The 14582-nt window shown below is 52.4% G+C and carries 17 protein-coding genes; 13 read left to right on the top strand and 4 right to left on the bottom strand.

Annotation, left to right across the window (positions count from 1 at the left end; genetic code table 11):
* Positions 1–30: 30 nt before the first annotated feature.
* The 5 genes from DWB63_RS09110 (at position 31) to DWB63_RS09090 (ending at position 4420) form a co-directional block, all read left to right on the top strand.
* Positions 31–264, top strand: a complete 234-nt coding sequence (locus DWB63_RS09110; RefSeq protein WP_128328519.1) for a hypothetical protein — start codon at positions 31–33, stop codon at positions 262–264.
* Between the two features lie 113 nt (positions 265–377).
* A complete protein-coding gene (locus DWB63_RS09105) occupies positions 378–557 on the top strand; it encodes a hypothetical protein (RefSeq protein ID WP_128328518.1) in 180 nt (59 codons plus the stop codon).
* 167 nt (positions 558–724) lie between these two features.
* Positions 725–2287: an N-6 DNA methylase gene (locus DWB63_RS09100; protein ID WP_128328517.1), complete on the top strand. Its 1563-nt coding sequence runs from the start codon at positions 725–727 to the stop codon at positions 2285–2287.
* Positions 2288–2290: 3 nt separating this feature from the next.
* On the top strand, positions 2291–3430 hold the full coding sequence (locus tag DWB63_RS09095; protein WP_128328516.1) for a DUF262 domain-containing protein: 1140 nt from the start codon (positions 2291–2293) through the stop codon (positions 3428–3430).
* 6 nt (positions 3431–3436) lie between these two features.
* Entirely contained in the window at positions 3437–4420 is a 984-nt protein-coding gene (locus DWB63_RS09090; protein WP_128328515.1) for a RelA/SpoT domain-containing protein, read from the top strand.
* Positions 4421–4479: 59 nt separating this feature from the next.
* On the opposite strand, the gene DWB63_RS09085 is transcribed toward DWB63_RS09090, so the two are convergent.
* The 4 genes from DWB63_RS09085 to DWB63_RS09070 all read right to left on the bottom strand — a co-directional run bounded on the left by DWB63_RS09085 (position 4480) and on the right by DWB63_RS09070 (position 8478).
* The gene (locus DWB63_RS09085) at positions 4480–5247 is read right to left on the bottom strand and encodes a DNA adenine methylase (RefSeq protein WP_128328514.1); all 768 of its coding nucleotides are present in this window, start codon (positions 5245–5247) and stop codon (positions 4480–4482) included.
* A gap of 189 nt (positions 5248–5436) precedes the next feature.
* Positions 5437–5697 (bottom strand): ogr/Delta-like zinc finger family protein, encoded by a 261-nt coding sequence (locus tag DWB63_RS09080; RefSeq protein ID WP_128328513.1) that lies wholly within the window; start codon positions 5695–5697, stop codon positions 5437–5439.
* 21 nt (positions 5698–5718) lie between these two features.
* Complete coding sequence (locus DWB63_RS09075; protein WP_128328512.1) at positions 5719–6699, bottom strand: phage portal protein; 981 nt, start codon at positions 6697–6699, stop codon at positions 5719–5721.
* 18 nt (positions 6700–6717) lie between these two features.
* A complete protein-coding gene (locus DWB63_RS09070) occupies positions 6718–8478 on the bottom strand; it encodes a terminase family protein (RefSeq protein ID WP_128328511.1) in 1761 nt (586 codons plus the stop codon).
* A 112-nt stretch (positions 8479–8590) separates the two neighbouring features.
* Between DWB63_RS09070 and DWB63_RS09065 the strand changes: the two genes are divergently transcribed.
* From DWB63_RS09065 to DWB63_RS09030, 8 genes are all read left to right on the top strand, one after another.
* Entirely contained in the window at positions 8591–9478 is an 888-nt protein-coding gene (locus tag DWB63_RS09065; RefSeq protein ID WP_128328510.1) for a GPO family capsid scaffolding protein, read from the top strand.
* 8 nt (positions 9479–9486) lie between these two features.
* On the top strand, positions 9487–10524 hold the full coding sequence (locus tag DWB63_RS09060; protein ID WP_128328509.1) for a phage major capsid protein, P2 family: 1038 nt from the start codon (positions 9487–9489) through the stop codon (positions 10522–10524).
* 75 nt (positions 10525–10599) lie between these two features.
* Positions 10600–11313, top strand: a complete 714-nt coding sequence (gene gpM, locus DWB63_RS09055; RefSeq protein WP_128328508.1) for a phage terminase small subunit — start codon at positions 10600–10602, stop codon at positions 11311–11313.
* A gap of 85 nt (positions 11314–11398) precedes the next feature.
* Entirely contained in the window at positions 11399–11851 is a 453-nt protein-coding gene (locus tag DWB63_RS09050) for a head completion/stabilization protein (protein WP_128328507.1), read from the top strand.
* Positions 11848–12306, top strand: a complete 459-nt coding sequence (locus DWB63_RS09045; protein ID WP_128328506.1) for a phage tail protein — start codon at positions 11848–11850, stop codon at positions 12304–12306. Before DWB63_RS09050 ends, DWB63_RS09045 begins: the two co-directional genes overlap by 4 nt.
* Positions 12293–12994: a virion morphogenesis protein gene (locus DWB63_RS09040; RefSeq protein WP_128328505.1), complete on the top strand. Its 702-nt coding sequence runs from the start codon at positions 12293–12295 to the stop codon at positions 12992–12994. The genes DWB63_RS09045 and DWB63_RS09040 overlap by 14 nt, the downstream gene beginning before the upstream one ends.
* 14 nt (positions 12995–13008) lie before the next feature.
* Complete coding sequence (locus DWB63_RS09035; RefSeq protein ID WP_128328504.1) at positions 13009–14127, top strand: DUF2586 domain-containing protein; 1119 nt, start codon at positions 13009–13011, stop codon at positions 14125–14127.
* A gap of 8 nt (positions 14128–14135) precedes the next feature.
* Complete coding sequence (locus DWB63_RS09030) at positions 14136–14582, top strand: phage protein (protein ID WP_128328503.1); 447 nt, start codon at positions 14136–14138, stop codon at positions 14580–14582.

The following is a 14582-nucleotide window of genomic DNA, read 5'->3' as shown; positions in this document are numbered from 1 at the left end:
CCTCCCCCGTGGAGGAAATGGAGGGCCACTATGGAAGCCGGTGACTATCTGCTTATGAATGGAATTTCAGTAAAGATTATAAGAGCTAATGACCGCTTCGTCGTTTTGGATTCCGGCCATAGCCTGACGCGTGAGCAGGCGCAGAGGTTCAAGCACTGTTCTGCCAGGCCTGAATCGGGCATCACCTATACGCAGACAAGGCGAGTCGGGAAAACATTCATCACCAAGCAGATCGACTTGATGGAGCATCTCAAACTCTTTTAGCCGGGCATCTATTTAGCAGGCTGATGCACCCCATAGGCCAGCGTGTCAGGAAGCGGACACGCTGGCCTTCCTTTGAGGGGAATTCATCCACTATCTTCTATTGGGAGACACTCATGCTCGAACAGAAACAGATTACCATTGATGACGCTTTGAATAGACTATCCCTTGTTGCCCACAGTCTCAGCTTTCTTGCTGAACAAAATAACGGGACAAACCTGGGCGCGCTGCTGACGCTCCTGGAATATCGGCTTCAGGAATGCCTCATGGCCTTGGATTCCCCACAGGGCAGGTAAAAGGAAAGCCCCGGCAGCGTCCATGCTGTCGGGCCTTGCTGGCTTACTGAAAGGGCGCATCTAGACTTGGATGGGTGGACATGATAACTCTTTGACAACCCAATAAGATTACATTTTTATTATAAGACTCACATCTCAAACCCTTTGCTAAAACTGGCTAAAAGACTGTGCAAAACAAAGAAAACGGACGTTTTTACACCCCCACGCAGCTCGCTTTGTGGATATCTCAACGGGTACTAAAAAAAACGCAAGCCACAGAAATAGTCCGCATTCTTGAGCCAAGCTGTGGGGATGGAGTTTTTCTACGCTCCCTGGCCCAAAATGAGCGGGCTAATCACTTCAGAATCAACGCAGTTGAGACAGACAGCAACGCTCTCCATAAAGCCCAAGAAAGTTTCCCTTCTGCTTTTTTTTACAACGAAGACTTTCTATTATGGAAAGCACCCACCGAATACGACATAGTTCTGGGTAACCCGCCTTATATTAATAAAAAAAACTTAACGTCTACCCAGACCGCTATTTGCAAACAGGTCCATATCGAAGCAGGCTTAGCAAACAGAGAAATCTCCAATATCTGGACGTCCTTTGTAATCAAATCTTCTTCGCTATTATCTACACATGGCATTCTTTCTTTTGTCATTCCGACAGAATTGCTACAAGTAAAGTACGCTCAAGAAATCAGAAACTTTTTGCTGAATAACTTCTCAAGAATTGAAATCATTTCTTTCAGAAAACTAGCCTTCAAGGCGTTAGAACAAGACACTGTAATCCTGTTGGCTTACAAGGAAGCAAATGAAAAAGGCTTCTTTTTTACGGAAGTTGACTCTATCGAAGAACTCAATTCGGACTCAGTTCAATTCACCAAGCACGAAGCTGCTGAGAACACAAAATGGACTTCATTTGTTCTGAATGCCAACGACCTTGCTTTTGTAAATAACCTCGTAGCCAAGTGTCATCCTGTATCAAAATACTGCAAGTCCGTTGCTGGAATTGTAACTGCAGCCAACAACTATTTCATAGTGTCAGAAGAAGTTGCAAATACCTATTCTCTCGGCAAATACGTTAAGCCAATTATCCAGAAAGGAACATTCGTCAATGGCTCTACCAGAATCACCCCAGAAAGCTTCGACCAATTACGGGCAACGGGAAAACCCTGCTATCTTCTTGATCTTAATGGGCTAGATGCGGACAAGTTCAATAAAGGCCTTAACGATTATCTATCGCTAGGTCATTCAGAAAAAATCCCGGCGCGCTACAAATGCCTTAAACGCAAAAGATGGTTTGACATTCCCTCAATATGGAAAAGTGAAGGATTCTTTTTCAAGCGAGGCCACGCCTATCCAAAAATCATCGACAATCAAGCAGATGTCTTTGTTACAGACGCGGCATACCGAATCAGAATGAACGAAGGACTTGCCATTGAAGGACTCATAATGTCTTTTTACAATTCCCTCACCCTTCTGTGCTCTGAACTATTCGGTCGCTACTATGGGGGCGGGGTTTTGGAGCTAACGCCCAAAGAGTTTAGAAGCCTTCCATTGCCATACGTTGCCCCGAAGAATAATTACGGGCAGTTTTTATCTAGATTTGAAAAGAAAGATTGTATAGAAAGTTTTCTACACAAAAACGATCTTCAAATCCTTCAGCCTATAGATGGAATGTCAAACAACGACATATTAAGGGTCCACGAACTATACACTCGAGTAAAACGAAGAAGACTCAGGGGATAACCAATGGAAATCAGAAGAGAGCAACGAAATCAGGACCTAAGCTGGTTCATTGATATGTACGAAGCAGAAAAGCTGCAACTTGATCCTCCCTACCAGCGCAAGAGTGTTTGGGGTCCGAAGGATAGAAAATTTTTCCTCGATACAATTTTCAGCAACTACCCCTGTCCTGCCATATATCTACAAAAAGAAATCACTGAGACCTCAGTTATATATAATGTTGTTGACGGAAAACAACGCCTTCAAACAATCTTCCTTTTTTATCAAAATAAAGTTGCATTGCCGGATACACTTTCTGACCCAAAGCTCGTCGGGAAAAAATGGAAAGATATAGAAAGTGACCCGACCTACCGCTACAAGTTTTTCAATTACTCTTTTTCTGTAGAACAACTTCAATGTGAGGAAGATGTTCAATGGGATGAGGTTTTTAACAGAGTTAATACAAATCAAAAAACCCTCAAGGACCAAGAGTTACGCCATGCGCGCTTCAACGGATGGCTTATAAAGAGAGCAGAAGCAGAAGCTGGTTCAAAATTCTGGGTTGATTTAAAAGTGTCTACTCGGGGAAGAAGCAAACGAATGCGCGACACTGAGTTCATCTCAATACTTATGCTCGTGATGCTTGAAAAAGACTTTGTAGGATTTCCGCAAAGCAATCTTAACGAACTGTATGTCAAATATGATTTTGACGTTAATGAATTACCCTCAGACGAATACGATGCAGAAAAAGACCAAGATAATGAGCAAGAAGAACTTCAGACAGTAACTCAAGAAGACATCGACTTGTTTGAAGAAAACTTCAAACAAGTAAAAGAATATATCCAAGAAGTTATCGATTATGACCCAGAACTAATGAATTACATAAGCAAAAAACCACTCACCCACATATACAGCTTATGGGCTTTAGTCTCATTCAACCTCGAAAAGAGTAAGGATACAAAAAACCTTAGCAAAATGTTCTGCTCGCTCCTCAAAAAAGGTGATCAATTCAGCACAGCAGACTTTGAAATTGAAGAATTACCTAAAGATAACAGTACACAAGCAGCGTATAAATACCACCAATACACCACCGGGGCCGCGACTGAAAAAGGGCCAAGACAAAAACGCCATGAAGCACTAATAGAATACCTTGGCTGGGCAGAATAAAATCTAATGAAAGTCTCTAAGTCCATACGGGATCTTCACAGCGAGCTCAAAGACTATGCACTGCCTCTTGGAAAAGAAGTCAGTGGGATTCTAAAAGACTATGCAGAACAAAATAAATGGTCTTTTTCCGAACGAGTTAAAGAAGAAATTAGTTTTGCTCAAAAAATTGAAATGGGGATGTACTCATCTATCGAGGAAATTGATGATTTTTATGGCTGCGAAATAGTTGTATTGAATCTTAAAGATATCGATACTGCTAAAAAATTCATTTACAATAGTTTCAACGTCATAAACGAAAGGCCTAAAAAACTCGTATCAGCTGATTCCTTTTTCTTTGATGGAATCAGGCTGTACGCACGACTTAAAGAAAGAGTTGCTGGGCCAAAACCATATTCATGGATGACTTTTGAAGTCCAAATAAAAACGCTTTTAGAAAAGGCCTGGGGAGAAGCTACCCACGATTTCACTTATAAATGCAAAGAGGTCAAGTGGGGAAAAGAACGTTTAGTTTACCAACTGAAAGCCATCTTGAACCATGCTGACATAATGTTTTCAGAAATTGAAACCGTCTCGGATATCTGCTTGCCAACGGCCTCATCCATTACCCATGACAACGTTAATAATGTCACCAAATGGATTCTTGATAATTGGAATGAATCCGCATGCCCTGACAATATGAAACGACTATCTGAAACCATTGTTAACTTATGTAAAACTTACAATCTAGATTTTGATTCATTAAAAAAAATTGTAGCAAAGCATAGAGAGATTAACGGTATTCAAGAAGATTTATCAATTTACTCTTCTATCCTTCAAGCGGTGTTTAACTCCGACCATAAAGGCTTTTGGGCAAAAGCCGGTAAAAAACATCACTATCATGATTTAAAACTCGTTATTCCTCCAGAAGTTGAATTATCAAAAGAGGTAAAAGAAAAAATCGATGGCACACGTTTAGTTCCAATTGACTCTCTTCATGCTCCCCCGAAGTAGCCTCTCCCCTCCATGGAGAACGAAGAGAAGCCCCGGTCTAAACCGGGGCTTCCTCCTTCCTAGTAATTCTTAATAAAGACCTCACCCGCCGTCTTTGTCTTGCCCCCGCCTCCCACCGTGTACTTCGTTTTGGTGTCCAAGATGTCAAAGGCCGCGAATGTCTCGCGTATCTCAGGGCAGTCGTTGAGCGACAGCAGAAACTTCCCCTTCAGGTTGGACAACAACTCGGCCAGCCGGGCGAAGTCTTCCTTGCTGAATAGCCCCCGGCCATAGAAATGCTCCGTGCCATAATACGGTGGGTCCAAATAGAAAAATGTCTCAGACCGGTCGTAACGAGGGATATACTCAGCCCAGGGCAAGTTCTCCACAGTCACACGGGTCAGGCGCAAATGGACTTCTGAAAGTTCAGTTTCAAGCCGAATCAGATTGACCGGCGGGAATTTGTCCACGCCCACCCCAAAGGTCCGACCAGTCACCTTGCCGCCGAAGGAATGACGCTGCAGATAGTAGAAACGCGCAGCGCGTTGAATGTCGGTCAGGCCCCCGGACTCCAGTTGCTCTTTGAAGTCGGTGAAGGTTTCCCTGGAGGAGAGGATAAATTTGAACTGCTTGCAAAACTCCTCGAGATGATTTTGCAGGACACGGTAAAAACTGACCAGGTCGCCGTTGATGTCGTTCAGGCTTTCGTACTTGCTCGGATCCTTGCGAAAGAAAACCCAACCGGCTCCGGCGAAGGCCTCGGCGTAGTGTTTGTGTTCGGGGATGAGTGTGAGGATCTGGTTGGCGAGCTTGGACTTGCCGCCAACCCAACAGAGGGGACTTTTCATGGGGTATACACCTTTACAGGTTTTGCCTCGGCTGCTACCACGCTCGAACCCATTGTGAAATGGGTAGGAGTAGCGGCCTTGGTCGTGGTCCGGTGCTGCTACACCGTTCCAGTGAGGGCGCTTTTGCCGTCCTCGCCTACTCCGCCTAGTTACAAGCCCCGGCATTCGTGTCGGGGCTTTGCTTGTGGATCAACCGCCCATCGGCTCCGTTGAAAACAAACTCCCCTGTTCCGTGGGGGCCGTCTCCCGGATCCTGTCGCGCAATTCCTTGGAAAGGGACAAGGCCGATGGACTGAGGGTGTGGGAAAACTCCACATTCATCACGAACGTGTGTCCGCACTCCGGGTTCGAGCAGGCGCAATAGGCCTGCTTGAACTGGCGACTCATGGAGTTCGAGCTTTCGATTCGGGCGACTCGTTTGCAGATGGGACAATATACTCTGAAGGCCATGGTGTTTTCCTTGTAGATTCATCACACTGCCTGATTTTCAGTTTCACGGTCAAACGAGATTTGGTCGCGCTGCAAAAGCACCTCGTTTATTTCCTCGGCCAGTTCGTCCTGGATGGGATGAATCTCGTTTTTTTGGTACACGGCGTCGATTTTGACGATGTCGCCAAAGCCGGTTTGGTTCTGCGGTATGAGGCAGGCCAGGGCCGGGGGCATCCGGTGGGCCGCGATGATATCGTCCCGCGACAGATCCTTGATTTTCTTCAATTCGTCTTTAGTGGAAAAGTCGCCCACCGGCAGGATCTGAATGGAATCCTTTTGACCGTTGGGGATATGCACGAACATGGACCGGAAGTTGCCCAGCCCTTTGGTGCCTTTGATCTTTTCCTTCAACGTCTCCTGATCGGCCTTGTCGAGATCCCCGGAGGAATAAAACACGTAGCCCATGTGCGCGCCGTTGCGATAATACTTGCGCCTGAACAGGGTGGCGTCCTCGTTCAGGAGCATGGACTGAATCGCGCCCAGGTACTCGGGCAGGCCATAAATGGTCTGGGTCACGTCATAGCTTTTCAGGTGCAGCACTTCCCCCTGCTTGAACGGGACCAGCTCGCCGTAGATCTGGAGCATGCAATAGGTGTCCGGTTCCTTCATGCGCCGCATGTTGATGGCCGGAAGGTGCTTCAGCTCGACCACTTCGCCAAGGAAGTTGCGGACTTTCTGGAAGTACCCATTTTCAAAGACCAGATAGTCCTTTGTCATGGCCTTCATGGCCTTGCGGCTCAACGCGCTGGAGGCCTTAAACCCGCGCATGACCTGCATGGTTTTGAAGCCCAGGGCCGGGCCATGGTAGGCGTTGGCGCGCAGGAGCCGGGCCAGGCCGGTCAGCGGGACAGGGGTTTCATAGTACCGCCCGTTGTCCCACAAATAGACGCCGAGATTGTCAAAGATCGCGCCCTTCAGAACCGTTTCCGGCTCGCCAAAAGTAAAGATATGGGATTCGCTCATGGATACTCCTTATGAACGTCAGGCTATGATGACTTTCTGTTTATGCTTCACATTCAGCGGTTCGTTGTAGAGGGCGTGCATGATGGCCCAGGCCACGTCCGCATGGCCGGTGGCCTCGGTTCGGCCTGCCGAGTAGGTGACCATGCCGGAGCTGGTGGTATCCTGCCGGATGGTCAGGAAAGCGTGGGCGATGTCGGACTGTCCGGCGTCCCATTCCAGGCGACCGCTTTCAATGACATCCTTGCCCTTCAGGACAAGTTCAATCTTGGTGGTGAGGCTGTAGTGAATGGGCATGGCTGCCGGGAAGAACGCCTTCACATTCTCGAAAACGCCATAGCCCGGCCCGGTGATGTCGATACCGATATGAACGAAATTGAACCGTTCGGTCAGTTCCTTGATGCGCTCCGCCTGCCATGAAAAGGACTTATTAACCCACTTGAACCGGGCCAGTATCCGAAATTTCCCGCCCGGCTTGAGCGGCGGGGCCAGAATCACGAAGGACGAATCGTCCCGGTGTCGGCTGGGGTCATAGCCGCCCCAGACCGGCATGTCGCCGAACGGTCGGAGCGCGTCCGGATCAAAATCAAGCCACTCGTCCATGTCGCAATAACAGGCCTCAAGATCATGCAGCCTGAACACGGATTGGGTATCATCCACAAACTCGCACATGAACAAATTACGGAATTCGTCGGGGCTGTATTCCAGGCGCAGTTCGTCGCTATCGAACAGGTCGCAGCCGCCCTTTTCAGCGTCCTTCAAAGTGATGACATACCGCCACACCTTGTCCGGCCCGATGGCACCGGCCCGGCATTCCTTGAGGGACGGGAACTCCTGCCGCTTGTTCTTGCGCTTCCATCGTTTGTTGAAACGGTCGCCGGTCCACAGGTCATACGCCTGGTGGGTGACTGCGGACGGCGTGGAGAACAGAGTGCGCCGCCACTTCTTATGCGCGGCCATGCCGGTGGCGACCTTGTACAACTCGTCAAATTTCGTGATCCAGAAATATTCGTCGATGTAGACATGCCCATGGTAGGACTGCGCGGACTTGGAATTGTTCGACAGGAAATACAGGGTGGCCGTGCCGTGGGCCGTGTGCAGGACTATCTCATCCTTGCCCTTCAGCTCGATGTCGAATTTTTCTTTTGCCACGGCCACGATATAGGAGCGGAACACATCCGCCTGACGGCGGGTGGCTGAAAGGAATATCTGGTTGTCGCCGGTGAGCGTGGCATCCTCGAACGCCTCCTGGGCAAAGTACCAGGTGGCCCCGATCTGGCGGGACTTCAGAATATTGCGGGTTCGATGATGTTTGTTGCGGCGCAGCTCATGCTGGTATTCATAGTAGTGGGAATGAAAGGCGTCCTTAAAGTCCTGGGCCGTGAGGTGGGAGACATCGTTCTTGATGATCTTCCCGCGCTTCTTCTTCGGCCTGCGCGTCCGGCCACCGACAGGCGGCTTGCCCTGGTCGCGCTCCTCATTGGCCGCTTCCATCTCACGGACCTGCATTTCGCGCAGGCGCACCATATGCTCCAGGAGCCGGTCCAGCTCCTTCAGCTCGCGCTCCGTCTTGCCGTCACGCTCAATGAGCAGCGTGTAACGCCGGGCCACACACTGCAATGCCCCTTCGTCAACGAGCAGGTCATTCCAGTTCCCGATTCCACGCCAATGATAAACCGTGCGCTTCGGGATGCCCAAGGCCTTGCAAATTTCGTTAACCTTGTTGCCGCGCAGGTACATTGATTTTGCGGCTTGTATGACTTCGTCGGCATGCTGATTCATGCAGTATCAATACATTGCTACTACATGGACCGCGCCTTATTCCATTCCGATTTTGCAGTGATAGGAATGGGTTTTATTGCATCCTCTTTTCCCACACGCGTATTCTCGCGTCATGCCGAACACATTTACTACCGGTTGGAAAAAGATAGGGCAGTCCGGTCCCACCATGGACGGACGGGAGATCGAAGGCCAATGGCTGCTGGACGCCGCCGAAACCTACAATCTCGATACGTACACCGCCTTGATTTGGGTGGACCATTTTCGCTTCTACGGCAACTTCGGCAAAGTCGTTGCCCTGAAGACCGAAGAAAAAGACGGCATCGTCAGCTTGTACGCCAGGCTCCAGCCCAATGAATGGCTGTTATCCCGGAACAAGGACAAGCAAAAGCTGTTCACCTCCATGGAGCTGACCCCCGACTTTGCCAAGTCCGGCAAGTGTTACCTGGCCGGCCTGGCCGTGACGGACATCCCGGCCAGTCTCGGCACCTCGGAACTCCATTTTTCCCACCGCAAGCAGAACCCCGGCGACCTTTTCGTTGACGGCGTCGAACTCGGCGACCTGCAGGAAGGCCAATCGGAATCCGAAGCCCCGTCATGGTTCACCAACGCCATGCGGAAATTCGGCTTCAATTCTCCCCACAACCAGGGGGCAACCCCCGAACCTGAAGAGGACACCATGAACGAACAGCAGTTCAATCAGCTCATGGGCAAGTTCGACGACCAGGACAAGCGACTCGCCTCGCTTGAACAGAAGTTCGCCGCACAGCCGCCCGTTGAGGAACCCGGCACCGACAAAGGCGCGCCTTCCGACGAGGGCAAGCAGGACTTCGCCGCCGATATCTCGGCAGCCATGAAGCCTTTCAACGACAAGCTGGACGCCCTCAAGACCGACTTCGCCGCCAAGGTCGATGATTTGACCAAACGCTTTGAACAGGTCAACCCCGGCACCCAGACCCCGGAAACAGCACAGCCCGCCACCCCCGGCGCAGACTACCTGTAGGAGGGGTCATGAAGTTTGCAACCAGACAGACATTCGGTGCATTCCTTGTTCAGCTCGCGCAGAACTACGGGGTGGAAAACGTCCATACCCAGTTCAGCGTCACCCCCGAACTGGAGCAACGGTTCCAGGACAAGATTGTCGAGAAGGAAGACTTTCTCCGAAAAATCAACGTGGTCGGTGTCGAAGAACTGGCCGGAAAGAATGTACTCGGCTCTGCCAACAGCCCCGCCTCCGGGCGCACCGACACCTCGGACGGCAACACTGAACGCCAACCTCGTAACATTCTCGGCCTCGAAGAATGGGCATATCAGCTCTATAAGACCGATTCCGATGTGTACATCGAATACGGAACCCTCGACGCATGGGCCAAGAAAATCCCCAACCTCGGGGAATTGTACACCGCGTACGTCCAGCAACAGATCGCCAATGACCGGGTAATGATCGGCTGGCATGGTGTAGAGGCTGCGGCGAACACCGACATTAAAACGCACCCGCTCCTCCAGGACGTCAACAAAGGCTGGTTCCAATACATGCGTGAAAAGCTGGCTGGCAACCTCCTGACCGGAGGCGCGACTCCCGGTGAAATCCGCATCGGTCCCGGCGGCGACTACGAGAATCTTGACGATGCCGCCCACGACCTCCGCCAGGGTATCCCCACCTACCTGCGCAAGGACTTGGTTGTCCTGGTCGGTGAAGAACTGATCGGCACCCGCACCGGCACTTTTTACAAGAAATGGGGCAACACCCCCTCCGAAAAATCCGGCGTTGACCAGGCGTTGAGCTTGATCGGCGGCATGCCTTGGGAAACTCCGAGTTTCATCCCGGATCGAGCCATGGTCGTCACCAGCTACAAAAACCTTTCCATTTACCACCAATCCGGGTCCTGGCGACGTCACCTCAAGGACAAGCCTGAAAAGGACCGCTGGGAAGACTTCAACTCCCGCAATGAAGGCTACGTGGTCGAAGAACCTCGCGCCTTCACGGGCATGGAGTTCAAAGACGACAACGTCAAAATGCCGAACGCCACTGGTGACGGTTGGCAATAGTCTTCCTTTTATTTGCACAGAGGGGGGTGGCCCCGCCGCCCCCTCACCAACCTTTCGACTCTGGAGGAGTACACCATGAGTTTGATGAAGAGACACCAGCAGAAACACCAAAAAGGCACAGCCCCATCTGTGGTCGGCACCCCCGACGGCGCAAAGGCCTCCATGGGACAGGATCAGCTTTCGAATCTGCTCGACTCCGCCCTGGGCGAGGATCTGAAGGCCCTGTCCGGCATCAAATCCCGCGAGGCCAAAGACCAGCATAAACGGGAAGCTCTCATTCCCAAGTACCTCGAATATGTACACCGCCTCATGGACAAGGGGTGGGCACACGACCTGCTGCCCTACTACATGGTCTGGTCCTTTGATGTCGCCAGCGTGGAACTGGCCCTGGAGATCGGCTTTTACTGCATCGACAGCGGCATCGGCATGCCCTCGGACATGTACAAGAGCGACGTCAAGACCGTCATGGCCCGATCCGTGGAAACATGGGCCGGAAACCAGATGGATAACGGCCATTCCGTGGAGCCGTATTTCTCCACCCTGTTCGACGCCATGACCGGCGCGAACGGTAAAGACGCATGGGACATCACGGACAAGCTTTCCCGCAAACTCTACAAAAGAAAGGGCCTGCTCGAAGACGAGGCAGGCAACCTCGAAGCCGCGCAGGAATACCTGCAGAAGGCCTATGACCTGGGCGAATCAGTCAAAACCAAATTGGCCGAGGTCACCAAACAACTTGAAGCTGCCAAAGCTGAAGAGGCCACGGCAGCCGAAGACTCCGACAAGTAGCTCCTCCATACGCTGCTGCCCCCAAGGCCTGTTCGGGCAATAGCCTGGAATCAGGCCGACGGGGGCAGCCAACAAAGGATACAACATGAGTTTTTCCGGCAACGCCACCCAAGAATCGACCACCATCGTTACCAACGATGGATGGTGGCCTAACCTTTCCATTGCCAAATTCCAGGAAAGCTACCGGATGCCCATGGAATACCCTGAAGGCATGCTTGTTGATGGCCTTGTCCTGGCTATGGCCTGGGCAAACAAGGAACTTGCTGCATGGCGGTCGGCCAGTGACAGCGAAACCTTTGAGGCCGTTCACAACTCCAAGCTGAACGGCGAATCCCTGCTCCTTGTCTATTATCGCAAGGCGGTATTCTGCCACGCAAAAGCCTTTCTGTTGCAGCAGTATCCCACCATCGACCGGCGCGAGGCCGCAAGCAACGAAGCCAAGGAAAGCGCGGAAACCGAAGGCAAGTTCCTGGAATATGCACAGCAGGCCATCGCCGATTTCCTCGGCGTGGGCCGGGTGACAGTGGAGTTGATATGAGGCTGTTGCAAGCTTTGACCCAAGCCCTGAAGAAGGCCGGAGCCTCCGGTAACCACATCCATTCATTTGCTGACCAGGGCGTCATCGTCCCCACCGGACGCGACCTGGGGCATGGTCTGGAAGTCGGGCGGTTCAAGTATGACGCGGTTATCCAGGTCGAAGGCTACCGGGACGACGGCATGCTGTTCGTGGCGTTCGTCACGGCCTGGCTGCAGGTGCATGATCCGAAGCGCGAAGCCCTCGGCCTGGCAGACCCCGAAATAGACATTTCCCTCAACGATGACCGTACTGCGGACATTGAACTCTCCATCGACTTTGAAGAGTCGCTGGAGATCGTGCCGGATGAAGACGGCCCCATCCACTACAACGGCCAGCGATGGCGTGTCGCGGACGTCCCCATCGATGTTGCCGAGGAACTGGACGACATGGAGGGGCGTGCCGATGTCGAAGAATAGCCCCGTCCTGAAGCTGAACACAGATCCAGACGGGCGGCTCCGCCTTCGTGAGCAACTGGCCCTTGTTGCCCTGCCACGCCGGACACGCCGCAATATCACCATGCGGATGGGCCGCGAAATCATCAAAGAAGCCAAGACCAACATACGTCAGCAGCGGACCACCTATGGTCGCTCCATGGAGGGGCGCAAGGACACGCGCAAAAGACGGAAGCTCTTGCGTGGGTTCGGGCGCGGCCTGAAGCCGTTCATGCGCGGGTCCGATCGCGTGGACGTGACCTGGAGCAACTCCATGACGGCGCAACTGGCTGACCGGCACCAAAACGGCATCGCGGAACAATGGACAGCCTCCAAAGCGCGGAAGGTATATGGGGTCCCGGATTATTCAAAACCCGCGACCAGGGAACAGGCAAAGGCACTGAAAGCGGAAGGCTACAAGCTTCGCGTCAAGAAATCGCGCGGCAAGGGCCACACCCTACGTCGGGTGCCGATCAAATGGATCACGGAAAACCTGTCGCGCGGCCAGGCCGGGGCCATCCTCCGGCAGATGCGCGACGGCAAAAAGCGCGGCAAGCAAAGTTGGGAAGTCAAGCCCGCTGCCCGTCCGTTCCTCGGGCCAAAGCCCGGAACCGAAGAAAAATTTCTGAACGACCTCGCCAGACAAACCATGGCTGAGATCGGCAACCGTTAAAACAGGAGTCCGCTATGGCACTGGGCAAGGTACAAGTCAACAAACTCAACCTCCTGCAGGGGGATATCGCCGATGTCGAGCGATACTTCCTGTTCATTGGCCGAGGAGCCGGGACCAATGAGGGCAAGCTGCTGAACGTGAACAACGACACGGATCTGGATGTCACCCTCGGCTCGGCAGCCAGCAACCTGAAAACGCAGCTCGCCGCTGCCATGGTCAACGCTGGACAGAACTGGAACGCCGCCGTGTATCCCCTGGACGGGGTTCAGACCTGGGCCACCGCCGTGGACTACGCCATGGAACACATGAATTGCGAGGCCATCGTCATCACCGATGCGGTGACCAAGTCCTCGGAGATCGAATCCATGCAGGTCAAGGCTGAAGAAATCATGGGTCAATACATGCGCCCGATGATCTTTATCCCCACATGCAAGACTATCGACCCGGAAACCGAATCCTGGTCCGACTTCACAACCAGCCGCAACGCCCTGCTGAACGAGCTGGCCTGCGACCAGATCAACCCGGTCGCCACCATCTGGGAAGATGACCAGGGCGCATACGCCGGACGACTCTGTAATTCCTCCGTGACCGTTGCCGACACACCCATGCGCGTCATCACCGGCGCGGTTGTGGGCATCCGCTCCGACAAGCCCGTGGATAAAGACGACGTGGAGATATCCATGTCCACCCTGACGGCACTGGACACCGAACGCTGGTCGGTTCCGCAATGGTATCCGGATTATCCTGGCGTGTACTTCGGCGACGGCAATGTCCTGGACGTCCCCGGCGGCGACTACCAGGTCATTGAAAATCTGCGCGTCGTCCACAAGGCCATGCGCAAGGTATACCCCCTGGCCATCGCCAAGATCGGCGACCGCAAGCTGAACTCCACCCCCGCGTCCATCTCCTACCATGAGAGCTACTTCATGCGGCCTCTGCGTGAGATGAGCAAATCAGTTGCCATCCTGGGCGTGACCTTCCCCGGCGAGATCGAACCGCCCAAGGAAGGCGACATCGTCATTTCCTGGACCACCAAGACAGCGGTGGAAATCTACATGACCGTGCGCCCCTACAACTGCCCCAAGGCCATCACCTGCAACATCCTGTTGGACCTGACCAACTACGCTGAATAGGAGGCGTCATGAGAATATCCGGTAAATCCTTCGACACCACCATCGGCGACCTGCTGGTGCATGTGGAAAAAATCTCCCTGGAGATCACGGACAACAGCGGAGTCGCCAAGACCAAAGGCGTCCCCGACGGGTATGTCATCGGCGATGTGGAGGCCTCCGGCGAGATCGAGCTGGACATCACCAATTTCAACCTGATTTCCGAACAGGCCAAGGCAGCCGGTTCCTGGCGCGCCCTACCTACCTGTGACATCCACACCTACGCCAAGACCGACAAGGAGGAGCTCAAGGTGGAGGCATTCGGCTGCAAGCTGAAGCTGTCCAGCCTGTTGGATGAAGACTCCAAGGGTGGGGAAAAGAGCGTCAAAAAGGTCACCTTCGAAGTCACCAGCCCCGACTTCATCCACATCAACGGCGTCCCGTATCTGGATGCCGAAGAAATCAAGAACCTGATCTAG

It is taken from the genome of Pseudodesulfovibrio sp. S3, assembly GCF_004025585.1.
Taxonomy (GTDB): domain Bacteria; phylum Desulfobacterota; class Desulfovibrionia; order Desulfovibrionales; family Desulfovibrionaceae; genus Pseudodesulfovibrio.
This window is presented reverse-complemented; position numbering and strand designations above follow the sequence as displayed.